The organism is Rhizobium sp. ZK1, from assembly GCF_047782645.1.
Taxonomy (GTDB): Bacteria; Pseudomonadota; Alphaproteobacteria; order Rhizobiales; family Rhizobiaceae; genus Rhizobium.
The window spans coordinates 459,437-483,036 of record NZ_CP180586.1; the positions used below are offsets into that span (position 1 = coordinate 459,437).

At 61.7% G+C, this 23,600-nt stretch carries 21 protein-coding genes; 14 read left to right on the plus strand and 7 right to left on the minus strand.

All coding sequences use genetic code 11. The features are described 5' to 3' along the window. Positions 1-32: 32 nt before the first annotated feature. Together groL and groES are read right to left on the minus strand one after the other, a co-directional pair. Entirely contained in the window at positions 33-1,670 is a 1,638-nt protein-coding gene (gene groL, locus ACK9YZ_RS02370; RefSeq protein WP_183749093.1) for a chaperonin GroEL, read from the minus strand. 57 nt (positions 1,671-1,727) lie between these two features. Further along, positions 1,728-2,024, minus strand: coding sequence for a co-chaperone GroES (gene groES / locus ACK9YZ_RS02375; RefSeq protein ID WP_004675403.1), 297 nt, complete (start codon positions 2,022-2,024; stop codon positions 1,728-1,730). A gap of 309 nt (positions 2,025-2,333) precedes the next feature. On the opposite strand from groES, the gene ACK9YZ_RS02380 reads away from it, so the two are divergent. Together ACK9YZ_RS02380 and ACK9YZ_RS02385 are read left to right on the plus strand one after the other, a co-directional pair. Beyond that, complete coding sequence (locus ACK9YZ_RS02380) at positions 2,334-3,182, plus strand: TIGR01459 family HAD-type hydrolase (protein ID WP_416065550.1); 849 nt, start codon at positions 2,334-2,336, stop codon at positions 3,180-3,182. A gap of 14 nt (positions 3,183-3,196) precedes the next feature. Beyond that, a complete protein-coding gene (locus ACK9YZ_RS02385) occupies positions 3,197-4,180 on the plus strand; it encodes a bifunctional riboflavin kinase/FAD synthetase (RefSeq protein ID WP_216757155.1) in 984 nt (327 codons plus the stop codon). A 62-nt stretch (positions 4,181-4,242) separates the two neighbouring features. Here ACK9YZ_RS02385 and ACK9YZ_RS02390 read toward each other — a convergent pair whose 3' ends face one another. After that, a complete protein-coding gene (locus tag ACK9YZ_RS02390) occupies positions 4,243-5,457 on the minus strand; it encodes an MFS transporter (protein ID WP_416065551.1) in 1,215 nt (404 codons plus the stop codon). A 49-nt stretch (positions 5,458-5,506) separates the two neighbouring features. Between ACK9YZ_RS02390 and ACK9YZ_RS02395 the strand changes: the two genes are divergently transcribed. From ACK9YZ_RS02395 to ACK9YZ_RS02405, 3 genes are all read left to right on the plus strand, one after another. After that, positions 5,507-5,710: a hypothetical protein gene (locus ACK9YZ_RS02395; protein WP_416065552.1), complete on the plus strand. Its 204-nt coding sequence runs from the start codon at positions 5,507-5,509 to the stop codon at positions 5,708-5,710. Positions 5,711-5,874: 164 nt separating this feature from the next. Continuing rightward, the gene (ileS, locus tag ACK9YZ_RS02400; protein ID WP_416065553.1) at positions 5,875-8,781 is read left to right on the plus strand and encodes an isoleucine--tRNA ligase; all 2,907 of its coding nucleotides are present in this window, start codon (positions 5,875-5,877) and stop codon (positions 8,779-8,781) included. Between the two features lie 131 nt (positions 8,782-8,912). Continuing rightward, complete coding sequence (locus tag ACK9YZ_RS02405) at positions 8,913-9,542, plus strand: hypothetical protein (RefSeq protein ID WP_216757158.1); 630 nt, start codon at positions 8,913-8,915, stop codon at positions 9,540-9,542. Positions 9,543-9,611: 69 nt separating this feature from the next. Here the strand turns inward: ACK9YZ_RS02405 and ACK9YZ_RS02410 are convergent, their stop codons facing one another. Then, positions 9,612-10,046 (minus strand): nucleoside deaminase, encoded by a 435-nt coding sequence (locus ACK9YZ_RS02410; RefSeq protein WP_216758807.1) that lies wholly within the window; start codon positions 10,044-10,046, stop codon positions 9,612-9,614. A 91-nt stretch (positions 10,047-10,137) separates the two neighbouring features. Here ACK9YZ_RS02410 and ACK9YZ_RS02415 point away from each other — a divergent pair, with 91 nt between their 5' ends. Genes ACK9YZ_RS02415 through ACK9YZ_RS02425 form a run of 3 tightly spaced genes read left to right on the plus strand, consistent with a single transcriptional unit; the run spans position 10,138 to position 13,558 of the window. Beyond that, positions 10,138-12,114 (plus strand): pseudouridine synthase, encoded by a 1,977-nt coding sequence (locus tag ACK9YZ_RS02415; protein WP_416065554.1) that lies wholly within the window; start codon positions 10,138-10,140, stop codon positions 12,112-12,114. Continuing rightward, positions 12,095-12,655 (plus strand): 16S rRNA (guanine(966)-N(2))-methyltransferase RsmD, encoded by a 561-nt coding sequence (gene rsmD / locus ACK9YZ_RS02420; protein ID WP_416065555.1) that lies wholly within the window; start codon positions 12,095-12,097, stop codon positions 12,653-12,655. The genes ACK9YZ_RS02415 and rsmD overlap by 20 nt, the downstream gene beginning before the upstream one ends. A 21-nt stretch (positions 12,656-12,676) precedes the next feature. Beyond that, positions 12,677-13,558, plus strand: coding sequence for a patatin-like phospholipase family protein (locus ACK9YZ_RS02425; RefSeq protein WP_216757161.1), 882 nt, complete (start codon positions 12,677-12,679; stop codon positions 13,556-13,558). Positions 13,559-13,579: 21 nt separating this feature from the next. Here ACK9YZ_RS02425 and ACK9YZ_RS02430 read toward each other — a convergent pair whose 3' ends face one another. Further along, positions 13,580-15,391, minus strand: coding sequence for a monovalent cation:proton antiporter-2 (CPA2) family protein (locus tag ACK9YZ_RS02430; RefSeq protein WP_416065556.1), 1,812 nt, complete (start codon positions 15,389-15,391; stop codon positions 13,580-13,582). Between the two features lie 115 nt (positions 15,392-15,506). Between ACK9YZ_RS02430 and ACK9YZ_RS02435 the strand changes: the two genes are divergently transcribed. The 6 genes from ACK9YZ_RS02435 (at position 15,507) to lpxK (ending at position 21,354) form a co-directional block, all read left to right on the plus strand. Continuing rightward, entirely contained in the window at positions 15,507-16,856 is a 1,350-nt protein-coding gene (locus tag ACK9YZ_RS02435) for a TldD/PmbA family protein (RefSeq protein ID WP_416065557.1), read from the plus strand. Between the two features lie 16 nt (positions 16,857-16,872). Next, positions 16,873-17,679, plus strand: coding sequence for a 3'(2'),5'-bisphosphate nucleotidase CysQ (locus ACK9YZ_RS02440; RefSeq protein ID WP_416065558.1), 807 nt, complete (start codon positions 16,873-16,875; stop codon positions 17,677-17,679). Positions 17,680-17,741: 62 nt separating this feature from the next. After that, a complete protein-coding gene (locus ACK9YZ_RS02445) occupies positions 17,742-17,990 on the plus strand; it encodes a DUF4170 domain-containing protein (RefSeq protein WP_183729006.1) in 249 nt (82 codons plus the stop codon). A 167-nt stretch (positions 17,991-18,157) separates the two neighbouring features. Next, positions 18,158-19,477, plus strand: a complete 1,320-nt coding sequence (gene waaA, locus ACK9YZ_RS02450) for a lipid IV(A) 3-deoxy-D-manno-octulosonic acid transferase (protein WP_416065559.1) — start codon at positions 18,158-18,160, stop codon at positions 19,475-19,477. A gap of 9 nt (positions 19,478-19,486) precedes the next feature. Continuing rightward, a complete protein-coding gene (locus ACK9YZ_RS02455; protein WP_416065560.1) occupies positions 19,487-20,209 on the plus strand; it encodes an HAD family hydrolase in 723 nt (240 codons plus the stop codon). Positions 20,210-20,313: 104 nt separating this feature from the next. Further along, positions 20,314-21,354: a tetraacyldisaccharide 4'-kinase gene (gene lpxK / locus ACK9YZ_RS02460; protein WP_416065561.1), complete on the plus strand. Its 1,041-nt coding sequence runs from the start codon at positions 20,314-20,316 to the stop codon at positions 21,352-21,354. Here the strand turns inward: lpxK and ACK9YZ_RS02465 are convergent. Together ACK9YZ_RS02465 and mutL are read right to left on the minus strand one after the other, a co-directional pair. Next, complete coding sequence (locus ACK9YZ_RS02465; RefSeq protein WP_416065562.1) at positions 21,351-21,578, minus strand: DUF2093 domain-containing protein; 228 nt, start codon at positions 21,576-21,578, stop codon at positions 21,351-21,353. The genes lpxK and ACK9YZ_RS02465 overlap by 4 nt on opposite strands. A 67-nt stretch (positions 21,579-21,645) precedes the next feature. Beyond that, the gene (gene mutL / locus ACK9YZ_RS02470) at positions 21,646-23,460 is read right to left on the minus strand and encodes a DNA mismatch repair endonuclease MutL (RefSeq protein WP_416065563.1); all 1,815 of its coding nucleotides are present in this window, start codon (positions 23,458-23,460) and stop codon (positions 21,646-21,648) included. Between the last annotated feature and the right edge of the window lie 140 nt (positions 23,461-23,600).

A 23,600-nucleotide genomic window follows, 5' to 3' on the forward strand; every position in this document is an offset into this window, starting at 1 on the left:
TACGGACGACGCTGTGAAAGGCCTTCGGCCTATCACATCATGTCCATACCGCCCATGCCGCCCATGCCGCCCGGCATTGCCGGAGCGTCCTTCTTCGGCAGCTCGGCGATCATGGCTTCCGTGGTGATCAGCAGCGAAGCAACCGAAGCCGCGTTCTGCAGAGCCGTACGGACAACCTTGACCGGGTCGACGATGCCGAGCTGGATCAGGTCGCCATATTCGCCGGTCTGGGCGTTGTAGCCGTAGTTGTCTTCGTTCTTGTCGAGGATCTTGCCGACAACGATCGAAGCTTCGTCGCCTGCGTTTTCAGCGATCTGGCGAACCAGAGCCTGGAGAGCGCGGCGAACGATGTTGATACCAGCTTCCTGGTCGTCGTTTTCGCCCTTGGCCTTGATCTTTGTGGAAGAGCGCAGCAGAGCGACGCCGCCGCCCGGTACGATACCTTCCTGAACAGCAGCGCGCGTCGCGTTAAGGGCGTCGTCGATGCGGTCCTTCTTTTCCTTCACTTCGACTTCCGTCGAACCGCCGACGCGGATGACGGCAACACCGCCAGCGAGCTTGGCAAGACGTTCCTGCAGCTTTTCACGGTCGTAGTCGGAGGTGGTTTCTTCGATCTGGGCCTTGATCTGGGCAACACGGCCTTCGATGTCGGACTTGGCGCCAGCGCCGTCGACGATCGTGGTGTTTTCCTTGGAGATCGAAACCTTCTTGGTGCGGCCGAGCATGTCGAGGGTAACAGACTCGAGCTTGATGCCGAGGTCTTCGGAGATGACAGTGCCGCCCGTGAGGATAGCGATGTCTTCCAGCATGGCCTTGCGGCGGTCGCCGAAGCCCGGAGCCTTGACAGCAGCAATCTTCAGGCCGCCACGCAGCTTGTTGACGACGAGGGTCGCAAGAGCTTCGCCTTCGACGTCTTCAGCGATGATGAGGAGCGGCTTGCCGGTTTGAACGACAGCTTCGAGAACCGGGAGCATGGACTGCAGGTTCGAGAGCTTCTTTTCGTGCAGGAGGATGAAGGCGTCTTCGAGATCAGCAACCATCTTTTCCGGGTTGGTGACGAAGTAGGGGCTCAGGTAGCCGCGGTCGAACTGCATGCCTTCGACGACTTCGAGTTCGGTTTCAGCGGTCTTGGCTTCTTCGACGGTGATAACGCCTTCGTTGCCGACCTTCTGCATCGCTTCAGCAATGTCGAGACCGATCTGCTTTTCGCCGTTTGCGGAGATCGTGCCGACCTGGGCAACTTCTTCCGACGTGTTGATCTTCTTGGCCTTAGCCTGGAGATCCTTGACGACTTCAGCAACAGCGAGGTCGATACCGCGCTTCAGGTCCATCGGGTTCATGCCGGCAGCAACTGCCTTTGCGCCTTCGCGAACGATGGCCTGTGCGAGAACCGTTGCAGTCGTGGTGCCGTCGCCGGCGACGTCGTTGGTCTTCGAAGCAACTTCGCGGACCATCTGGGCGCCCATGTTTTCGAACTTGTCTTCGAGTTCGATTTCCTTGGCGACCGAAACACCGTCCTTGGTGATGCGCGGAGCGCCGAAGGACTTGTCGATAACGACGTTGCGGCCCTTGGGACCGAGGGTGACCTTCACTGCGTCAGCGAGGATATCGACGCCACGCAGCATCTTTTCGCGCGCGCCGCGGCCGAATTTTACTTCTTTAGCTGCCATTTTGAGAACTCCTGAAAAGGGGTGTCAACGATATCGGGTAAAAGGCGAACGGCTGGATCAGCCGATGATGCCCATGATGTCGGCTTCCTTCATGATGAGAAGGTCTTCGCCGTTGATCTTGACTTCGGTGCCCGACCACTTGCCGAACAGAACGCGGTCGCCAGCCTTGACGTCGAGTGCTACGACCTTGCCGGATTCGTCACGGGCGCCGGAGCCGACAGCGACGATTTCGCCTTCCTGCGGCTTTTCCTTGGCGGTGTCCGGGATGATGATGCCGCCCTTGGTCTTCTCTTCGGATTCAACGCGACGGACGACGACGCGATCGTGAAGCGGGCGGAAATTGGTGCTTGCCATTGTCTAATCCCTCGATCAAATGACATTCGCGGACCGGGGTGGCCCACAAGGTGGATGTTAGCACTCAACTCCTGTGAGTGCTAGCGCCGTGCATTTAGGGATGGCTCCTGAAGGAGTCAAGAAGAGCCTTCACGGATTTTTGTGCCGGAATTGTGAAGACAGGCGGGATTTGTCCGGCGTGGTTACCGAGCTTTGCTCACGTCCAGCTTTTGAGCCTCCGGCGTTCTTGGCCTAATATAGAAAATGCCTTGCCATTGAAGCCCGCCTTTGCAATGTCACCGGTGACCGAAAGCGAAGCAGGAAAGCGGAATGGCAAAGCGGATTGCGAATTTCTCCGAGATCACCGATCGATATGACGTAGTGCTCTGCGATGTCTGGGGTGTCGTGCATAATGGCGTCGATCCGTTTCCGAAGGCTGGTGAGGCGCTGCAGGCGGCCCGCGCCGCAGGTCTGGCCGTCGTTCTCATCACCAATTCGCCGCGCGTTTCCTGGCAGGTCGTCGAGCAGTTGCGCCAGATCGGCGTGCCCGACGGCGCTTATGACCGCATCGTCACCTCGGGCGATGTCACGCGGACATTGATCGCCGAAGGTCCACGCGAGATCTTCCTGCTTGGTCCCGAGCGCGACAGCCCGATCCTCGAAGGCCTCGATATCGAGCGCGCTGCCGCCGGCGAAGCCACCTCGGTCGTCTGCACTGGCTTCTTCGATGACGAGACGCAGACGCCCGAGGACTACACGGACATGCTGCAGGAGTTCAAATCCCGCAACGTGCCGATGATCTGCGCCAATCCCGATCTAGTGGTCGAGCGCGGCCACCGCATCATTCCCTGCGCCGGCGCCATGGCCGCCTATTATGAGCAGCTCGGCGGCTCCACCCGCATCGCCGGCAAGCCGCATCGGCCGATCTATGAGGCAACCCTTGCCGCTGCCCGCGAGGTCCGCGGTGATTTCCCCATCGACCGTGTGCTGGCGATCGGCGACGGCATGCCGACGGATGTTCGTGGCGCCTTGAATTATGGGCTCGACCTTCTCTACATCAGCGGCGGCATCCACGCGAAGGAATATACGTTGAACGGCGAGACCGACGAGGCGATCCTCAACGCCTATCTCGAACGGGAAAAAGCCGCACCCAAGTGGTGGATGCCGCGCCTCGCATAAGAGAAAACAAATCGATGACCGTGTTCCACCGCAATGAAACCCGCGATCCGCTACCCGAGCATCTGAAAGGCGGCGTCATCGCCATCGGCAATTTCGACGGCGTTCATCGCGGCCATCAATCGGTGCTGAACCGGGCACTCGATATCGCACGGGAGCGCGGCATACCCGCCCTGGTGCTGACCTTCGAGCCGCATCCGCGCACCGTTTTCAAGCCGGATGCGCCGGTCTTCCGCCTGACGCCGGCGCCCTTCAAGGCACGCATCCTGGAGGAGCTGGGCTTCAACGCGGTCATCGAATATCCTTTCGACTACGAATTCTCGCAACGCTCGGCGGATGATTTCATCCATTCCATCCTGAAGGACTGGCTCGGCGCCTCCGAAGTTGTGACCGGGTTCGACTTCCATTTCGGCCGCGGCCGGGAAGGTGGACCTGCCTTCCTGATGGATGCCGGCAACAAATATGGTTTCGGCGTCACTCTGATCGACGCATTCCGCGACGAGAACACGGATGTCGTCTCATCGAGCCATGTCCGTGCGCTGCTGAAGGAAGGTGATGTCTCCTCCGTCGCCGCCATGCTCGGCTATCACTATACGGTGCAGGCGAAGGTGATCGATGGCGAGAAGCTCGGCCGCCAGCTCGGCTTCCCGACCGCCAATATGCAGCTGCCGCCGGAGGCGGAACTCGCAGCCGGCATTTACGCCGTTCGTTTCCGCCTCGAAAACGGCAGGCTGTATGATGCGGTGGCAAGCTACGGCCGGCGCCCGACGGTGACGGAAAACGGCGTGCCGTTGCTCGAAACCTATCTCTTCGATTTCAGCGGCGATCTCTACGGCCAGACTTGTTCGGTCTCCTTCTTCGGCTATCTGCGCCCTGAACTGAAGTTCGATGGGCTCGATCCGCTCGTCGCGCAGATCAAGCGCGACGAGGAGGAGGCGAGGGCGCTTCTCGAAGGTGTGAGACCGCTCGGCGAGCTCGACCGGAAGCTCTGTTTCGACTGAGCAATTCCAGCAAAAGCGCTTGAGCGTTTTGCGTCCGGAATTGCGTAAAAACAAAGAAACGCTCAGGACAGATTGAGCGCAGGCTGCGCCTTCTGCCGCGGCAACGGCGGGAAGGCGAGTGCGATTGCCGCCGCACCGAGTCCGACAAGCGCGGAGCCGATGAACAGCCACGAGTAGTTGGCATAGGTATCGTAGATCCAGCCGCCGATCAGCGGGCCGAAGGCCATGCCGATGCTGGAGAGCATTGTCGCGGCCCCGAACACCGTGCCGATGATGCGCGGGCCGAAATATTCACGCGCCAGTACGGCATAGAGCGGCATCACCCCGCCATAGGCGCTGCCGAAGATGACGGCGAGCGCGTAGAATTCCCCAAGCTTGCTGACGGCGAGGTAGGTGGCAAGGGCTGCCGCCTGCACCAGCAGGCCTGCGATGATGACTGGCTTGACGCCGATCCGGTCCGCCAGCGTGCCGTAAAGCAGGCGCCCGCCGAGGCCGGCGAGACCCTCGACACTGTAGATACTGACAGCAGCCATCGGTGCAACGCCGCAGAGTGTGGCGTAGCTCACCATATGGAAGATCGGCCCGGAATGAGCCGCACAGCAGGCGAAGAAGGTAAGCCCAAGCACGATGAACTGCGGCGAGCGGAACACCTTCCAGAGATCAGGGCCGCTGCCTTCGGCTGAAAGGGTGACGTCATGTGCATCGACAGGCGGCGACGGCCGGCGGCGCACGAGAAGGGCGGCCGGGATCATCAGGATGAGAGCGCCGATGCCGATGATCATCATCGCCGGGCGCCATTCATATGATGTGATGAGCCAGCGCGCGAAGGGCGAGATCGTCATCGGCGCAACGCCCATACCGGCCGAAACCAAGGAGACGGCAAGGCCGCGGTTCTCGTCGAACCACTCCGTCGTCGCGGCGATCATCGGTGCGAAAAAGGCGCTGGCCGAGAGACCGACGAGCACGCCATAGGTCAGCTGGAACTGCAGAAGCGTTTCCGCGCGGCTGGCAAGCATCAGCGCCAACCCAAGGATGACGGAGCCGATCAGCACGACCGGGCGCGGTCCGTATCGGTCGCTGGCAGCGCCCCAGAAGAAGCCGCCTATGCCCATGACGATGAAATTCAGCGTCATGGCGCTGGCGATGCCGGCATGCGACCAGCCGGTCGCGGTTGCGATCGGCTGCTGGAAAATGGCGAGAGAAAACATGGCGCCGAGGGCAACGCACGTCATCAGTGCGCCGGCCGCGACGATAACCCAACGATAGGAACTGCTCATATCCACATCACTCCTTGCGGGCGGGTTTGATCGGCATGATGAATTTCCCATGCCTGCGAGTCAAAGACGTTCGGGCGATCGGGAATTCGACAGGCGCTTTGGATTTTTGTATTGGGAGCAACAAAATCGCAGCCATGGCATGTTGCGGGCGTTTGCCGACCTGTCGCTGGCAGGCGCCCTTCGTGAAGCCGAGGGACTGAAATCCCTCTTCCTTTTCCGCTTAAAAGCGCCTATGAACCGGCGCGATGAGTAAATTCCGGCTGGCGCATTCGATACGAATTATCGGCCCGGTCTTCCGCGCGCGCTGAGCGGCCGGAAGGTCCGGGTTTTCGGCGCTTGGATTGAACGAGCGCTCTCCGTCACCACAGATTTCACGTCCGCGCGCCCTGTCCGGGCCGCCAGAAACGATTGTCACACATGACCGACACAGCCGAAAAGATCGATTACTCGAAGACCCTCTATCTGCCTGAGACGGATTTCCCGATGCGCGCCGGACTGCCGCAGAAGGAGCCGGAGCTCGTTGCCCGCTGGCAGCAGATGGATCTCTACAAGAAGCTGCGTGCTTCCGCCGCCGGCCGCGAAAAATTCGTCCTGCACGATGGCCCTCCCTATGCCAACGGCAATATCCATATCGGCCACGCGCTGAACAAGATCCTCAAGGACGTCATCACCCGCTCCTTCCAGATGCGCGGCTATGACTCCAACTATGTTCCCGGCTGGGACTGCCACGGCCTGCCGATCGAATGGAAGATCGAGGAAGAGAACTACCGCGCCAAGGGCAAGGCCAAGCCTGACCTGACCGAGCCGTCGGCGATGATCGAATTCCGCCGCGAATGCCGTGCCTATGCCGAAAAATGGATCGCCATCCAGGGCGGCGAATTCCAGCGTCTCGGCATCGTCGGCGACTTCGAAAACCCGTATCTGACGATGAACTTCCACGCCGAAAGCCGCATCGCCGGCGAACTCCTGAAGATCGCCAGGAGCGGCCAGCTCTATCGCGGCTCCAAGCCGATCATGTGGTCGGTCGTCGAACGCACCGCGCTGGCGGAAGCCGAAGTCGAATATCACGACTATGAGAGCGACACGATCTGGGTGAAATTTCCGGTCGCAAAGGGCTCTGGTGGCCTCAAGGATGCCTTCGTCGTCATCTGGACCACCACGCCCTGGACGATCCCCGGTAACCGGGCGATCGCCTATTCGTCGCGCGTGGCATATGGCCTTTACGAAGTGACAGCCGCCGAGAACGATTTCGGCCCGCGCCCGGGCGAAAAGCTTGTGTTCGCCGACAAGCTCGCCGAAGAATCCTTCGCCAAGGCAAAACTGCAGTACAAGCGCCTCTCTGACGTCAGCGCTGCCGATCTCGCCAGCATCACCTGTGCCCATCCGCTCAAGGGTGTCGGCGGTGGCTATGAATTCACTGTGCCGCTGCTCGATGGCGACCACGTCACCGACGATGCCGGTACTGGCTTCGTGCACACTGCACCCAGCCATGGCCGCGAAGACTTTGATGCCTGGATGTCAGCTGCCCGCTCACTTGAGGCGCGGGGTATCGACACCAAGATCCCGTTCCCGGTTGACGATGGCGGCTTCTACACGGCTGACGCACCCGGCTTCGAGGGCGCGCGCGTGATCGACGACAACGGCAAGAAGGGCGATGCCAACGACCGCGTCATCAAGGCGCTGATCGAACGTAATGCGCTCTTTGCCCGTGGCCGCCTGAAGCATCAGTATCCGCATTCCTGGCGCTCCAAGAAGCCTGTCATCTTCCGCAACACGCCACAGTGGTTCGTCTATATGGACAAGACGCTGGCGGACGGCACGACGCTGCGCACCCGGGCGCTGAAGGCGATCGACGACACCCGCTTCGTGCCCGCCGCCGGCCAGAACCGCCTGCGCGCCATGATCGAACAGCGCCCGGACTGGGTTCTGTCCCGTCAGCGCGCCTGGGGCGTGCCGATCTGCGTCTTCGTCGACGAGCAGGGCCAGGTGCTGCAGGACGATGCCGTCAACCAGCGTATCCTTGATGCTTTCGATGCCGAAGGTGCCGATGCCTGGTTTGCCGAAGGCGCCAAGGAGCGTTTCCTCGGCAACGAGCATGACCCGGCCAAGTGGTCGCAGGTCATGGACATCCTCGATGTCTGGTTCGACTCGGGCTCCACGCACACTTTCACGCTGGAAGACCGCCCCGACCTGAAGTGGCCGGCCGATCTTTATCTTGAGGGTTCCGACCAGCATCGCGGCTGGTTCCATTCATCGCTGCTGGAATCGGCTGCGACGCGTGGCCGTGCGCCTTATAACGCCGTCCTCACCCATGGTTTCACCATGGACGAGAAGGGCGAGAAGATGTCGAAGTCGAAGGGCAACGTCACCTCGCCGCAGGAAGTGATGAAGGATGCCGGTGCCGATATTCTTCGCCTCTGGGTTATGACCTCGGACTACGCGGACGATCTGCGCGTCGGCAAGACGATCATCCAGACCAATGTCGATGCCTATCGCAAGCTGCGCAACACGATCCGCTGGATGCTCGGAACGCTTGCCCACGACAAGGGCGAGGTCATCACGCTCGCCGATTTGCCGGAGCTGGAGCAGCTGATGCTGCACCGCCTCTCCGAACTCGATCAGCTCGTGCGCGAAAACTACGACGCCTTCGACTTCAAGAAGATCGCCCGTGCGCTCATCGACTTCGCCAATGTCGAGCTCTCGGCCTTCTACTTCGACATCCGCAAGGATGCGCTCTACTGCGATGCGCCCTCCAGCCTTCGCCGCCGCTCGGCGCTCTATGTCATCCGTATGATCTTCGATTGCATGGTGACCTGGCTTGCACCGATGCTGCCCTTCACGACCGAAGAGGCTTGGCTCTCGCGTAACCCGTCGGCCGTCTCGGTACACCTGGAGCAGTTCGCCCCGGTTGCCGGGGAATGGCGCAACGATGCGCTGGCCGAAAAGTGGAAGAAGATCCGCGCGATCCGCGGTGTCGTGACCGGTGCGCTCGAAATCGAGCGCAAGGACAAGCGCATCGGCTCGTCGCTGGAAGCTGCTCCCGTCGTCTACGTTGCCGATGCGGAACTTCTCAAGGCGCTCGATGGGCAGGATTTCAGCGAAGTCTGCATCACCTCGGGTATCGCAGTCGAGGCGAGCGCCGGCCCGGCTGACGCGTTCCGTCTGCCGGAGGTGCCTGAAGTCGCTGTCGTTCCGAAGCTTGCCGAAGGCGTAAAATGTGCCCGTTCCTGGCGCATCACCACCGATGTCGGTTCCGATCCTGATTATCCCGACGTTTCGGCGCGTGACGCTGCAGCACTTCGCGAACTCGGCATCCGTGCCTGAAGATATTTGCCGGGTGAATTGCCTTTATGGCGTTCATCCGGTAAAAGCTGCCTGAAAATGGCCGGATTTTTGCGTCAGGGGGACGATTGTCCGGTGGGCAGTACTGATTCCGGCATGCGGGAAGGGTTTTCATGTTAGCGACGCATTGGTTCCGTTTGGGCGCCTGCCTGTCTCTTGTTCTGGCGGCAAGCTCCACGATGTCCGGCTGCGCCAGCAGCCCGACCTACGGCACCGACAAGACCGCCATGGAACAGCTTGCCGACGATCTCGGCCAGTCCGTTTCGCTGACCGGTCCGGGTCCCAAGAATACCGGCGTGAAATACACCCCGCGCCCGACGCTGGTCATGCCCGCGCAAGACCAGAAGGAAACCCTCGTTCAGCCGCAGCAGACGGTGGCCAACAAGGACAATCCCCAGTGGGTTGAATCGCCGGAAGAAGCCCGTAAGCGCCTCGTCAAGGAAGCCGACGAGAATTCGGACAATCCGAGCTATCGTTCGCCGCTCGCAAGTTCCGCCATCGAAGGCGGTCGCCAGACGACCGAAGCCCAGACCAAGGCCTATCGCGAAGCCCGCGCCCTGCAGAAGGGTGCCTATATCGACCAGCGCCGCTACATTTCCGATCCGCCGACCGAATATCGCGCCGTGGATGATCCGGCAAAGCTCGACGACCTCGGTACACCGGAGCAGAAGAAGGCGAAGCAGCGTAAGAAGGATGCAGCGGTCGCAAACAGCGGCACCAAGTGGTGGCAGATCCTTCAGTAAGACTTTAGCGGCGTCGCGTCGATCAACTGCGTCGCGTCAGCATAGCGGCGGTCCTCGCAACCGGCACGACTATGTGCCTCTTCTCTCCGAAAAGAATGCCCTCAGCATGTCTGCCGATTCCGTCTCGTTGAAGCCGGAATAGACGTCCGGCGCGTGATGGCAGGTCGGCTGTGCATAGAAGCGCACGCCATTGTCTACCGCACCGCCCTTCGGGTCTTCTGCCCCGTAATAGAGCCTGCGGATGCGGGCGAAGGAAATGGCGGCCGCACACATGGTGCAGGGTTCCAAGGTGACATAGAGATCGGCGCCGGCAAGCCGCTCCTGGCCGAGCTTGTCCGAGGCCATGCGGATGACGGCGATCTCGGCATGGGCGGTGACGTCGTTGAGCTCCCGCGTACGGTTTCCGGAGGCAGCGACCACGGCACCATCGACGACGAGGACGGCGCCGATCGGCACTTCGCCGCGCTCTCCGGCGGTGCGTGCTTCTTCAAGTGCCATCTCCATAAATCGATTTGTCTTCACGTTCGCAAGAATTTCCACTTAACCGCAGGTGCATGACCTGATAGACAGGCCGGAAAAGGCAGGCAAACAACAAATGACACCCAAAGACAAGCCAAAACGCCCAGGCACCAAGGCTCCCCCGCGCGAAGCCCGGTCAAAAAGCGGCCCGAAGACCGGCGGCGAGAAGCCGTTCAAGGCTGCGGTCGGGAAAGCTGCTGCGAACGAAGCGGATGGCGACAGCAAGGCGGAACGCATCTCCAAGGTGATGGCACGCGCCGGCGTCGCCTCCCGTCGCGATATCGAACGCATGATCATGGACGGTCGCGTCACGCTGAACGGCAAGCTCCTGGACACGCCCGTCGTCAACGTAACGCTCGAAGACAAGATCGAGGTCGATGGCGTGCCGATCCGCGGCATCGAGCGCACGCGCCTCTGGCTCTATCATAAGCCGCCGGGCCTCGTGACGACGAATTCCGATCCCGAGGGGCGCCCGACCGTCTTCGACAATCTGCCGGAAGAGCTTCCGCGCGTCATGTCGATCGGCCGTCTCGACATCAATACCGAAGGCCTGCTGCTGCTCACCAATGATGGCGGTCTCGCCCGAGCGCTGGAACTGCCGACCACCGGCTGGCTGCGCCGCTACCGCGTGCGTGCGCATGGCGATATCGATCAGGATGCACTGGACAAGCTGAAAGAGGGCATTGCTGTCGACGGCGTCCTCTATGGCTCCATCGAAGCGACGCTCGACCGCACGCAAGGGGCCAACGTCTGGATCACCATGGGTCTGCGCGAAGGCAAGAACCGCGAAATCAAGAACGTGCTCGGCGCGCTTGGTCTCGAGGTCAACCGTCTAATCCGCATTTCCTACGGCCCCTTTCAGCTCGGTGAACTGCCCGAGGGGCATGTCATCGAGGTGCGCGGCCGTACGCTGCGCGACCAGCTCGGTCCGCGCCTCATCGAAGATGCCAAGGCGAATTTCGATGCGCCGCTCTATAATGCGCCTGCCGTTGCCGCCGAAGAGGCTGAGGAACCGGCGACGCCCGAGCGCCGCGAACGTCCGCGTCGCGACGAAGACAAGCGCGAACGTGCGCTGAGCCGCCTCGACACCAAGCGCGATGACCGCCGGGATGACCGTAAGAACGATCGTCGGGACAATCGCCGCGCAGACGACCGCCATGGCGATGAAGATCGTCCGAAGCGCCCGGCTCTCGGTAGCCGGCGTAACGCCAATGTGTGGATGGCGCCTGGCGCTCGCCCGCTCGGCGAGAAGGCTGCGGCCAAGGCTGCAAAGAACGCCCAGACCGCGCGCCGTCGCGGTGAAACGGCTCCGGTGAAGGAGCCCCGCTTCGATCGCGCAGCCGATCGGCCGCGTGCGCAGATCAATCGCGTCCACGAAGAGGATGGCGAGTGGATCCGCTCCAGCGAGACGCCTCGCAAGCGCGACGAGGATGAGGGTTTCGACCGCAAGCGTTCTTTTGGCGACAAGCCGCGTTCCTTTCGCGATCGTCCGCGCGAGGAAGGTGGTGAACGTTCTCCCCGCCCAGCCAGAAGCTTCGGCGGCGAAGGCCGCTCCGATCGTCCGCGTGGCGACAGACCCTTCGGCGATAAGCCTCGCGGCGAACGTCGTCCGCGCACGGAAGGCGAAGAGGGTTCTCGTCCGTTCCGTAGCCGCTCGCATGATGAAGGCAGCGAACGTTCTTCCCGTCCAGCCAGAAGCTTCGGCGGCCAAGGCCGCTCCGATCGTCCGCGTGGCGACAAGCCTTTCGGCGACAAGCCGCGTGGCGAACGTCGTCCACGGACCGAGGGAGAGGAGCGTCCGCGTTCCTTCCGCGATCGTCCGCGCGAGGAAGGTGGCGAACGCTCTCAGCGTCCGGCGAGGAGCTTTGGCGGCGAAGGCCGCTCCGAGCGCCCGCGCAGCGACAAGCCATTCGGGGATAAGCCCCGTGGCGCAAAGAGTTTCTCCGGCAAGCCGAAGGGCGATCGGCCGGGTGGCGGCAAGCCTTCCGGCGGGCCGTCCAGAGGTGGTGCGAAAGGCAAGGGAATGACGCGCGGTGCGGATCGTCGGCGGTGAGTTTCGCGGACGGCCGCTTGCCGTACCAAAATCCAACGACATCCGGCCGACTGCGGACCGGACGCGTGAGAGCCTGTTCAACATTCTGAGCCATGCCTATCCGGAGTGCATCGATGGCACCCGGATTCTCGATCTTTTCGCCGGCACCGGGGCTGTCGGCCTCGAAGCCGTCTCGCGCGGCTGTCGCCATGCGCTGTTCGTCGAAAACAGCGTGGAGGGCAGGGCGCTTCTCTGGGAAAATATCGATGCGCTCGGTCTGCACGGCCGTACGCGTATCCTGCGTCGTGATGCGACCGATCTCGGCAGTGTCGGCAATCTCGAACCTTTTGACATGCTTTTCGCCGACCCGCCCTATGGCAAGGGTCTGGGCGAGAAGGCGCTTGCGGCTGCTGCCGACGGTGGCTGGCTGAAGCCTGGCGCGATCGTCGTTCTGGAAGAACGTGCGGAGGTTGCCGTTTCGGTGCATCCCTCCTATGTTTTCCTCGAAAGCCGAATATTCGGCGACACCAGAGTGCATTTCTTCCGGTATCAGCCGCAGTAGCCGGCGCGTTGGGAGCAGATCGTGCCGCAGGCGGAAATCATCAGTCCGAAATCGCCTGCGATCAGCGATCTCCCGACGGTGGCCGTCGCCTTCGGCGGCGGCGGTGCCCGCGGCCTCTCGCATATCCACATCATCGAAACGCTGGATGAACTCGGCATTCGCCCGGTGGCGATATCCGGCTCGTCCATCGGCGCCATCATGGGATCCGGTATGGCGGCCGGCATGTCCGGCGCGGAAATTCGCGAACATGCGCTGGCGACAGTGGGCAACAAGGCTGCCGTCGTCAGCCGCATCTGGGGGCTGCGCCCGACGACCGTGCGCGATGCCGTGGCCAAGGGCATTCGCATCGGCCAGTTCAATCTCGAACGCATTCTGAAGGCTTTCCTGCCGTCGGAACTTCCCCAGAAATTCGAGGATCTCCTGGTGCCGATGAAGGTGATCACCACGGATTATTACGGTCAGGCCGAGGTGATAATCGAGCATGGCCAGCTCTTTCCCGCACTCGCCGCATCATCGGCCATTCCCGCCGTCTTCATGCCGGTCAGACTGCACGGCCGGGTGATGATCGATGGCGGCATCGCCAATCCCGTGCCTTACGAATGCCTGATGGATCTTGCCGATATCGTCATCGGCATCGATGTCGTCGGCGCACCCGAAGGCGACGGCACCCATATCCCGAACCGCATGGAAAGCATCTTCGGCTCGGGACAACTGATGATGCAGGCGGCGATTTCCCTGAAACTGAAGCTCCTACGGCCGCACATCTTCCTGCGTCCCACGGTGGGCCGCACCGGTGTCATGGATTTCCTGAAGGCGCGCGACGTGCTCGCTATGTCCGTCGGTGTGAAGGACGAATTGAAATATGCTCTCGATCGGGAAATCGAAGCGCGGCTGAAGCGCTAGTTCGGGATGTCGCGCTGAAGTTTAGGCATCGGCCGTCACGTCTGATCTGTTTGCCAGCGGATCGCTGTCGAAAGGATCCGGCGTACGCTTCGGCTTGACCAGCGGTTCCGGCTTGATCGGCGTTGAAAATAAGAGATCTTGTCCCGCCTGCAACCCCTCGGAGACCTGCAGTACCAGCCGCGCCTCGTCGCGCTTGCGGATGTCCTCGCCGATCTCATAGGCATCGACTTCGGCAACGCCAAGCGCTTCCAGCGTGCGCCGGCCGAACAGCAGGCCGGATTCGAGCGTTTCGCGCAGCTCATAATCGACGCCCTTGTTGCGCAGCTCGATGGAGTGAATGCGATCATAGGAACGAACGAAGAGTGTCGTGTGGGGATAATCGGCCTGCACCAGCTCGACCACTTTGTCGGTAATCTCTTTCTTCTGGGTGCAGACGAGCACGATCTTCGCCCTATCGATACCCGCCGAGCGCAGCACGTCCTTGCGGGTGCCATCGCCAAAATAGATGCGGAAACCAAAGGACGATGCCTGCCGGATACGGTCGGCGGAAAAATCGATGACGGTGACGCTGCGGCCGCCGGCGAGCAGGATCTGTGCGGCGATCTGGCCGAAACGTGAGAAGCCGACCATCAGCACATCCGCACCGGCTCCCTCAAAATCCTCGTCCAGTTCCTCGTGCTCGTCTCCCGTCAGCATCCGCTTGGAGAGGGCAGACCCCAGGGGCGTCAGCGCCATGGAAAGGGTGACGATCGCAACAAGCAGTGAGGCGGTGCTGCTTGGCATCAAGCCGCTGACGGCCGCCGCGGTAAAGAGGACGAAGCCGAATTCGCCGCCCTGCGGCAGCAGGAAGGCGATGCGTATGGCATCATCATGCGAGGAGCGCGCCAGGCGGCAGAGCGCATAGATGATCAGCGCCTTCACGGCCATGATAACAGGCACGGCGATGATGATGAACAGCGCGTTGTCGACGAGTACCGGGAGTTCGAGCGACAGGCCGACGGCAATGAAGAAGATAGCGAGCAGCACGCCACGGAAGGGTTCGATATCGGCTTCCAGTTCATGGCGATAGGAGGATTCCGCCAGCATGACGCCGGAGAGGAAGGCGCCCATCGCCATTGAAAGCCCGGCAAGCTGCATCAGGCTCGCTGATCCCATGACGACGAAAAGCGCTGCTGCGATCATCGCCTCGCGTGCGCCGGTGCGGGCGATGATCTGGAAGAGCGGTGTCAGCAGGTATCTTCCCATGACGATCATCCCGGCGACGGCTGCAACCGAGATGCCGAAGTCCACAAGCGGACTGCCGCTGCCCTTGTCACTGTCGAGAATGGTGACGACAGCCAGAAGCGGCACGATCGCAAGATCCTGGAACAGCAGCATGGAGAAGGAGCGCTGCCCGTAGCGGGTGTTCACGTCGCCATCGCCTTCGAGGATCTGCATGGCGAAGGCCGTGGAGGAAAGTGCCAGCCCGAAGCCGGCGACGATGCTGCCGCGCCATTCGAGCACGCCGGAGGCCCAGGCAAGTGCCGTCAACGCCAGACCTGTCACCACCACCTGCGCCGTACCGAGACCGAAGATGTCGCGGCGCATCTGCCAGAGGCGCGATGGTTTCAGCTCAAGCCCGATGATGAAGAGCAGGAAGACGACGCCGAGTTCTGCGACATTGAGGATCTGTTCGCCATCGGTGATGCCGTGAAAGATCGGCCCGATGACGATACCCGCCGCCAGATAACCGAGAACCGTACCGAGCCCGAGCTTCTTGAAAATCGGTGCGGCAACGACCGCGCCGCCGAGCAGCAGGATCATTTCGGTGAAAAGCGCGTTGGGTGCGGACATGCTTCATTTCTTTCGGGTGGCGGGGCAAGCAGGCAGCCAGGAAAAGAATCGGCATCCACGGCCTTGATGCTTTCGGGAGTGCACAATAAATGGAACTGGAAGGAAAGGCCAAATCATGTCCTCTGAAATCGATTCCTCGACACTTCTTTCCCGTGCAAGTCAACTGATCGATCTGGCGAAAAAGGCAGGTGCCGACGCTGCCGACGCAGTCGTCGTCCGCTCGCGTGCGCAATCGGTCAGCGTTCGCTTAGGCAAGGTCGAAGGAACCGAGTCTTCCGAAAGCGACGACTTTTCGCTCCGTGTCTTCGTCGGCAAGCGAGTAGCAAGCGTTTCCGCCAATCCGGGCTTCGACCTGCAGGCGCTGGCCGAACGCGCCGTCGCCATGGCCAAGGTTTCGCCGGAAGATCCGTTCGCCTGCCTCGCCGATGAGAACCGGCTGGCAAAAACCTATCCCGATCTGCAGCTTCTCGACACGACCGAAGTCAGCGCCGATCAGTTGCGGGAGGCGGCTCTTGCTGCCGAAGCCGCAGCGCTTGCGGTAAAAGGCATCACCAACTCGTCCGGCGCCGGCGCTTCGGCTGGCATGGGCGGGCTCGTGCTCGCCACCTCGCATGGTTTCGAAGGCAGCTATATGGCTTCGCGCTTCGGCAACTCCGTCAGCGTGATCGCCGGTGAGGGCACCGGCATGGAACGCGACTACGATTTCGACAGCCGCCTCTATTATTCCGAACTGGATGATCCCGCCGAAATTGGCCGCCGGGCCGGCGAGCGCGCCATCAAACGCGTCAATCCCAGGCAGGTGCCGACCGGCAAGGGCGTCACCGTCATCTTTGATCCCCGCATTGCCCGTGGTTTCGTCGGCCATATCGCCGGCGCCATCAACGGAGCGTCCGTTGCCCGCAAGACGAGTTTTCTGCGTGACAAGATGGGTGAGCAGGTTCTGAAGGCCGGCCTGTCGATCACGGACGATCCGCTGATCGTGCGTGGCCCGTCCTCGCGTCCCTTCGACGGCGAAGGCGTTTCCGGAGAGCGGCTCGTGATGATCGAAGACGGCGTGCTCAAGCACTGGTTCCTGTCCACCTCCACCGCAAATGAAATCGGCGGTTTCGAAACCAACGGCCGCGGCGTGCGTGGCGGCACCTCGGTTACACCCGCCTCCACCAATCTGGCTCTGGAGCCTGGCGACATCTCGCCCGAAGAATTGATCCGCAGCGTCGGCAACGGCTTCTACGTAACCGAGTTGATCGGCCAGGGCGTCAACATGATAACCGGCGAATATAGCCGAGGCGCGACTGGTTTCTGGATCGAGAATGGCGAACTCACCTTCCCGGTATCGGAGGTGACGATCGCATCGAACCTCAAGGACATGTTCATGCGGCTGACGCTCGCCAACGACATCGACCGCAAGTTCGGTGTGGCGGCTCCGACCTTCGCCATTGAAGGTATGACGCTTGCCGGCCGCTGACGAACGGATCGACGCGATGAGCGACACGGACAACCGTTGGCAGAGCGATCTTGCACTGATCGCCGATGCTGCAAAACAGGCGGGCGCCGTCGCACTTGGTTTCTTCAACAAGTCACCGGAAGTCTGGTGGAAGAACGAGGAACGCTCGCCCGTCAGCGCCGCCGATTTTGCCGCCAATGAAACGCTCGAAACCATCCTGCGCGGGGCGCGGCCGGACTATGGTTGGCTGTCGGAAGAGACCGACGACGATGCCGGCCGCCTGCAATATGAGACACTGTTCATCGTCGATCCGATCGATGGCACAAGGGCATTTCTGGCCGGCAAGGATCTCTGGTGCGTGAGCGTGGGCATCGTCCATCGCGGCCGTCCCGTTGCCGGCGTGCTCTATGCACCTGCACTGGACGAACTCTACGAGGCTGTGGAAGCTGGTCCGGCGCTGAAAAACGGCAAGCCGATCGCTGTTTCCATGCGCGGTGAAGGCGATATCAGCCAGCTTGCCGTCAGCGAGGAACTGTTCAAGATCCTGCCGGCAGCGGTCCGCGAGCGCAGTGAGCGCGTCAAACATATCCCTTCGCTTGCCTACCGTATCGCCATGGTAGCCGATGGACGTCTGGACGCGACATTTGTCGGGCGCAACGCGCACGACTGGGATATTGCCGCTGCCGATCTCATTCTGGATCGCGCCGGTGGCCGCCTTGTCGATCTCTTGGGTCGTGAGGCAACCTATAATAGAGAAAAAATCAGCCACGACGCTCTTTGTGCCGCGCCAACAACCCGTCTCCAGGAATATCTGGACTTCCTCACTCAGCTAAGAGACGGTTGACGTTTTCGTCAAAATCCCTCAGATGAGGGGCCGGAGGAGAATAGGCAGAAAAGAGAATAAAAATGACGGACTCCGGCGGTAAAAAGCAGCTCCTGCACCTCGTATTCGGTGGCGAACTCGAAAACCTCGAAGGTATCCAGTTTCGGGATCTCAAGGATCTCGATATTGTCGGTATTTTCCCCGATTATGCTACGGCACTGACGGCCTGGAAGGGCAAGGCGCAACAGACGGTCGACAATGCGCATATGCGATATTTCATCGTCCACATGCATCGTCTGCTCGACCCGCAGGATACGACTGGGAGCAAGTGAGCCTCGTAGCAATCTTTTGGCCATCCGCTGACCACAGCGGAGGCCTTTGCGTATCGGTTCCTCGCCGTCGATCGACGCATTCTGGACAAATTAATCGGTCATTGCGGCCGCAACGATAATTAGGGAATTGGATTGATGTCGATCTGCATGGATCGGAGGTCTGCCGAATGAGCTCCCGGATGGCGCGGATCGGTCTGAACGCGTACCGTCTGGCGGGAATTGTGGCGTCGCCGGTCGTCGGCCTCTACATCACCTACCGCACGGCCAAGGGCAAGGAAGACCGTGCCCGCCGGCTGGAACGGTTCGGCTATGCGAGCGCCAACCGGCCGCAAGGCCCGCTCGTCTGGTTCCATGCCGCAAGCGTAGGCGAAACCACTGCCGTCATTCCCCTGATCCGTGAGATTCGCCGCCGTGACATCAACGTCATCCTGACAACCGGCACCATCACCTCGGCAAAGCTTGCCGCCGAACGTCTCGGCAACGAAGCGATCCATCAATATGTGCCGCTCGACCTGAAGCCCGCCGTCGGTCGTTTCCTCGATTACTGGCAGCCGGATTGTGCCATCATCGCCGAGTCCGAGATCTGGCCCGCGACGGTGCTGGAACTCGGCCGTCGCCGCATTCCGCAGATCCTCGTCAATGCCCGCATGTCGGATCGTTCCTTCGCCCGCTGGCGCCGCCGTCCGGCGATTGCCGAGGCGCTGTTCGAAAATCTGGCGCTCGTGATTGCCCAGTCGGATGTCGATGCCGAACGTTTCCGCGATCTCGGCGCCGTACCGGTCATCACCTCCGGCAATCTCAAGGTCGATACGGACGCGCCGCCCTATGACAGCGCTGTCTTCGCCCGCTACAAGAAGCAGATCGGCGACCGCAAGACATGGGCGGCGATCTCCACCTTCGACGGCGAGGAGAATGCTGCCGGAATCGTTCATCGGGCGCTCCGCGACCGCGACAGGCAATTGACGATCATCGTGCCGCGCCATCCCGAGCGCGGTGACGAGATCGAGGCTGCTCTCGTCAAGCAGGGACTGAAGGTCGCCCGCCGTACGCGCGATGATGTACTTTCTCCCGATATCGATATCTTCCTCGGCGATACGATCGGCGAAATGGGCCTTTATCTGCGCCTGACGGAAGTCGCCTTCGTCGGCCGCTCGCTTTTTGCCGAAGGCGGCCAGAACCCGCTGGAGCCGGCCATGCTCGGCTGTGCCATCCTTTCGGGCGGCAACGTGCAGAACTTCCGCGAGGCCTATCAGAAGCTCGCCCGCAGCGGCAGCGCCCGCATGGTGCGCGATACCGAGATGCTGGCGAAGGGCGTGCACTATCTGCTGACCAATGACGAGGCGCGGGGCAATATGATCCAGGCTGGCATTGCCACCGTGCACGAAATGCGCGGTGCACTCACCGCCACCCTGAAGGGACTGGAGCCCTACATCAATCCGCTGACGGTCAAGGCGCGCCTGCTGCCGAAGGCCGTGGCGCAGGCCTGAGGAGCGATCATGTCGGCAGAGGTGAAGATCAAGGGCATCCTCTTCGACAAGGACGGTACGCTGCTCGATTATGACGAAAGCTGGCTGCCGGTGAACCGCGAGCTGGCCCGCATCGCCGCCGAAGGCGACACAGCTCTGGCCGACCATCTGCTTGCCACATGCGGAATGGATCCCGTGACGGGTCATATCGTTCCCGACAGCCTGCTTGCCGCAGGCAATACCCGTCAGATCGCCGAAGGCCTCGTCGCTGCCGGCTCGAAGGTCGAGGTCATCGAGCTGACGATCAAGCTCGACGATCTCTTTGCCAATGCCGCCGAATTCTCCGTGCCGGTCACCGATCTCTCGGTCTTTTTCGGCCGCTTGCACAAACGCGGTTTCAAGCTCGGCATCGCCTCCAGCGACAACGAACGCTCGATTCGCCAGACGGCCCAGCGCTTCGGTATTTCCGAATATGTTGATTACATCGCCGGTTATGACAGTGGTTTCGGCAGCAAGCCGGAGCCCGGCATGGTGCTCGGTTTCTGCGCTGCGACCGGCCTGTCGCCGGAAGAGGTCGCCATGGTCGGCGACAACAACCACGATCTCCATATGGGCAGGAATGCGAAAGCGGGCCTGACGATAGCGGTTCTGACAGGCACCGGCTCGCGTGAATCCCTGTCTGGTGCAGCCGATCATGTCTTCGACGACATCACCGGCATCGAGGCCCTGCTGTCGGATCTTCAGCTGGCCTGACGCGCAAAGACTTGCATTTTCATGCGTTTTGGCTTCTCAATCCGCCCGGTCGATTTTGGAGGACCCTGTCATGAAGGGCGGGGCAAGGGAAACAGGACGGCATCATGATATCCGAAGCGCCGCCTTTCTGGTGGAGGCGGGCAGGTTGGCAAGCTTGGGTTCTATCGCCCCTTTCTTTCCTCTATGGCCGCGTGGCGGGTTACCGCATGGCCCATGCGCGCCGCGCCTCGGTTCCGATCCCCATCATCTGCGTCGGTAATTTCACCGTCGGCGGCGCTGGCAAGACGCCGACCGCGATTGCGATTGCCCGTGCCGCGAAGGCCAGGGGTCTGAAGCCCGGTTTCCTGAGCCGCGGCCATGGCGGCTCCCTTGATGTGACTGTCGTTGTCGATCCCGCACACCATCGCGCCGTTGCCGTCGGCGACGAGCCGCTGCTGCTGGCGCAGGAAGCACTGACCGTGATCTCCCGCCGGCGTGTCGATGGTGCGGTCAGACTGGTCGAGGAAGGCGCCGATTTCATCATCATGGATGATGGCTTCCAGAGTGCGCGCCTCGCGATCGACTATGCACTTCTGGTGATCGATGCGACGCGGGGTCTCGGCAATGGCTATATCGTGCCAAGCGGGCCGGTGCGTGCACCGGTGCGCCTGCAACTGCGCCAGGCGACCGCACTTCTGAAGGTCGGAGATGGCAATGCGGCCGACCGCATCGTCCGTATCGCAGCCCGCGCGGCAAAGCCCTATTTCACGGCTGCGCTGAAAGTGCCGGGCGAGAACCATCTCGAAGGCCTGAAGGTGCTCGCTTTTGCCGGCATTGCCGATCCCGAGAAGTTCTTCCGCACCGTACGTTCGCTCGGCGCAACCATCGAGGTCGCAACCTCCTTCGGCGATCACGAGCACCTCAGCGAAGAGGAGATCGACGGTCTCCTGACGACCGCGGACCAGCAGAACCTGACGATCGTTACGACCTCAAAGGACTTCGTGCGCCTTGCAGGTCATCACGGCAAGGCGGAACAACTTGCGGCCCGCTGCCGCGTGGTGGAGGTGGAAATGGCCTTCACGGACCCACTTGCCCCCGACCTCATCATCGACCGGGCTTTCGAGGCCTGCCGGGAAAGACGACTGAGAGAGGCGAAGGCGACTTAGCGTCGGGTTGGCAGAACGCCGGAGCGCCGGTCGGCTTCGAGTGCCGAAGCGACGTCGGAATAGGGTTCCTGTCGCGCTACGCTCCAGTAGCGAAGCTCGTCGAGCGGGACCTGCTTGCCGGTGAGCGCGCAGACAACATAAGAGCCGGGTGACAGAATCTGGAAGTCGCCGTCGAGATAACGGATCTTCGCTTCGCGGCTCCCGTGTCCTTCGAACAAGTTCATGCGCTCCATTCCCTGTGGTCTGTCATCCGTCTGCCATACTCTCCGAGAGGCAGTTTTTCCAGCTTTTTCAGCTCCGGCCGAACAGCCGCTCGATATCGGCAAGTTTGAGTTCGATATAGGTCGGGCGTCCATGATTACATTGGCCTGAACCCGGAGTGACTTCCATTTGACGCAAGAGTGCGTTCATTTCTTCCGGCCGCATCCTCCGCCCTGACCGCACTGAGCCATGGCAGGCCATCGTCGCCGCCACATATTCGAGCTTGGCGGAAAGGCCGGAGGCCGTATCCCATTCGGCGATCTCGTCGGCAAGCTGGCGGATGAGGCCTGACGCATCCACTTCGCCCAGCATAGCCGGCGTCTCGCGCACGGCAATGGCGCCCGGCCCGAAGCGTTCGATCGCAAGGCCGAGCTCGGAAAGTTCTGCCGCATGTACCATCAGCCGGTCGCAATCCTCCTCGGGAATGTCGACGATTTCAGGGATCAGCAGCACCTGCGAGGCGAGCCGCTTGGAATGCAGCGCCTTGCGCATCGCCTCGAACACCAGCCGCTCATGGGCTGCATGCTGATCGACGATGACGATGCCGTCATCCGTCTGGGCAACGATATAGTTTTCGTGGATCTGCGCCCTTGCTGCTCCGAGCGGATAACGCGCCATCGGTTCGGCGGCCGCCGCCTGCGCTTGCGGTGCCGGCTCGAAAACCGGTTCCGAACGCGCCGTCGGGTGGACGAGCCCATCGAAGAAAGCCTGCGGCCTCTCGCCGAAACCGGCAGTCGCCTGGTATGGCCGGGAAGGCGAGGTTGCGGCGGACCACGGCGCCTGCGGCCGCTGCGGTGTCGCCTGGAAGCCTGGGCGGAAGGCGCGCAGCATGTCGCTTGCATCAGTCGTCGCAGCGCGGCTGCCGTCTCGCGCCAGTGCCTCGCGGACAGCGCCGACGATCAACCCGCGCACCAGTCCCGGATCGCGGAAACGGACGTCGGATTTCGCCGGATGCACGTTGACGTCCACCAGTGCCGGATCGAGCGTGATCGACAGCACCGCGACCGCATAACGGCCCGCCGGTATTGTTTCGGCATAGGCGCCGCGGATGGCCGAGAGGATGAGTTTGTCCTGCACGGGGCGGCCGTTGACGAAAGCATATTGATGGGCCGAGTTGCCCCGGTTGAAGGTCGGTACGCCGGCAAAGCCGGTCAATTGAACGTCCTCGCGTTCGGCGTCGATGGCGATCGCATTGTCACGGAAATCCTTGCCGAGCACCTGCGCCATGCGCGCCAGATGATCCTCGCCGGTTGCCGGAAATTCCAACGTCGAACGATCGGGACCCGACAGCACGAAACGCACGCCCGGAAAGGCGATCGCCATGCGCTTGACGATCTCGGTGATGGCCGCCGCTTCGGCCTTCTCCGTTTTCAGGAATTTCAGCCGCGCCGGTGTGGCGAAGAACAGGTCGCGCACTTCGACGATGGTTCCCGGATTGGCCGCTGCCGGGCGCAGATGCACGACCTTACCGCCGGCAACCGAAATTTCGTTGCCTGCGGTACTGTCACGTCTGCGGCTCGAAATGCTGAGCCGCGCCACCGAGCCGATCGAGGGCAACGCTTCGCCCCGAAAGCCGAGCGTGCGGATATCGTCGAGCGTTTCCGATATCTTCGAGGTGCAGTGCCGCCGCACGGCAAGCTCAAGATCGGCAGCATCCATGCCGGAACCGTTATCGCTGACACGCAGCAGCGCCTTGCCACCGCCGGCGGTTGCGATTTCGATGCGTGTGGCGCCCGCATCGAGCGCGTTTTCAATCAGCTCCTTGGCAGCACTCGCCGGCCGTTCGATGACTTCGCCGGCGGCAATCTGGTTAATGAGCGTTTCGGAGAGCTGTCTGATGGCCATATGCCCATTTTCCAGGATTCGCGGTCAGGAGGAAAGGGTTTTCATCGGGCCTCGGGAGGTGCTGGAGGCCTCTCCCCCAATTTTGGGGGTCACTACTGTTAAGCGGCTTTTAAGACAAAAACGGCATTTTATTCATATAC

What these genes read in the sequence shown, in the direction of transcription:
- groL (WP_183749093.1), bottom strand. Translation starts at nt 1,670, where the DNA reads ATGGCAGCTAAAGAAGTAAAATTCGGCCGCGGCGCGCGCGAAAAGATG.
- groES (WP_004675403.1), bottom strand. Translation starts at nt 2,024, where the DNA reads ATGGCAAGCACCAATTTCCGCCCGCTTCACGATCGCGTCGTCGTCCGT.
- ACK9YZ_RS02380 (WP_416065550.1), top strand. Translation starts at nt 2,334, where the DNA reads ATGGCAAAGCGGATTGCGAATTTCTCCGAGATCACCGATCGATATGAC.
- ACK9YZ_RS02385 (WP_216757155.1), top strand. Translation starts at nt 3,197, where the DNA reads ATGACCGTGTTCCACCGCAATGAAACCCGCGATCCGCTACCCGAGCAT.
- ACK9YZ_RS02390 (WP_416065551.1), bottom strand. Translation starts at nt 5,457, where the DNA reads ATGAGCAGTTCCTATCGTTGGGTTATCGTCGCGGCCGGCGCACTGATG.
- ACK9YZ_RS02395 (WP_416065552.1), top strand. Translation starts at nt 5,507, where the DNA reads ATGCCTGCGAGTCAAAGACGTTCGGGCGATCGGGAATTCGACAGGCGC.
- ileS (WP_416065553.1), top strand. Translation starts at nt 5,875, where the DNA reads ATGACCGACACAGCCGAAAAGATCGATTACTCGAAGACCCTCTATCTG.
- ACK9YZ_RS02405 (WP_216757158.1), top strand. Translation starts at nt 8,913, where the DNA reads ATGTTAGCGACGCATTGGTTCCGTTTGGGCGCCTGCCTGTCTCTTGTT.
- ACK9YZ_RS02410 (WP_216758807.1), bottom strand. Translation starts at nt 10,046, where the DNA reads ATGGAGATGGCACTTGAAGAAGCACGCACCGCCGGAGAGCGCGGCGAA.
- ACK9YZ_RS02415 (WP_416065554.1), top strand. Translation starts at nt 10,138, where the DNA reads ATGACACCCAAAGACAAGCCAAAACGCCCAGGCACCAAGGCTCCCCCG.
- ACK9YZ_RS02430 (WP_416065556.1), bottom strand. Translation starts at nt 15,391, where the DNA reads ATGTCCGCACCCAACGCGCTTTTCACCGAAATGATCCTGCTGCTCGGC.
- ACK9YZ_RS02435 (WP_416065557.1), top strand. Translation starts at nt 15,507, where the DNA reads ATGTCCTCTGAAATCGATTCCTCGACACTTCTTTCCCGTGCAAGTCAA.
- ACK9YZ_RS02440 (WP_416065558.1), top strand. Translation starts at nt 16,873, where the DNA reads ATGAGCGACACGGACAACCGTTGGCAGAGCGATCTTGCACTGATCGCC.
- ACK9YZ_RS02445 (WP_183729006.1), top strand. Translation starts at nt 17,742, where the DNA reads ATGACGGACTCCGGCGGTAAAAAGCAGCTCCTGCACCTCGTATTCGGT.
- waaA (WP_416065559.1), top strand. Translation starts at nt 18,158, where the DNA reads ATGAGCTCCCGGATGGCGCGGATCGGTCTGAACGCGTACCGTCTGGCG.
- ACK9YZ_RS02455 (WP_416065560.1), top strand. Translation starts at nt 19,487, where the DNA reads ATGTCGGCAGAGGTGAAGATCAAGGGCATCCTCTTCGACAAGGACGGT.
- lpxK (WP_416065561.1), top strand. Translation starts at nt 20,314, where the DNA reads ATGATATCCGAAGCGCCGCCTTTCTGGTGGAGGCGGGCAGGTTGGCAA.
- ACK9YZ_RS02465 (WP_416065562.1), bottom strand. Translation starts at nt 21,578, where the DNA reads ATGAACTTGTTCGAAGGACACGGGAGCCGCGAAGCGAAGATCCGTTAT.
- mutL (WP_416065563.1), bottom strand. Translation starts at nt 23,460, where the DNA reads ATGGCCATCAGACAGCTCTCCGAAACGCTCATTAACCAGATTGCCGCC.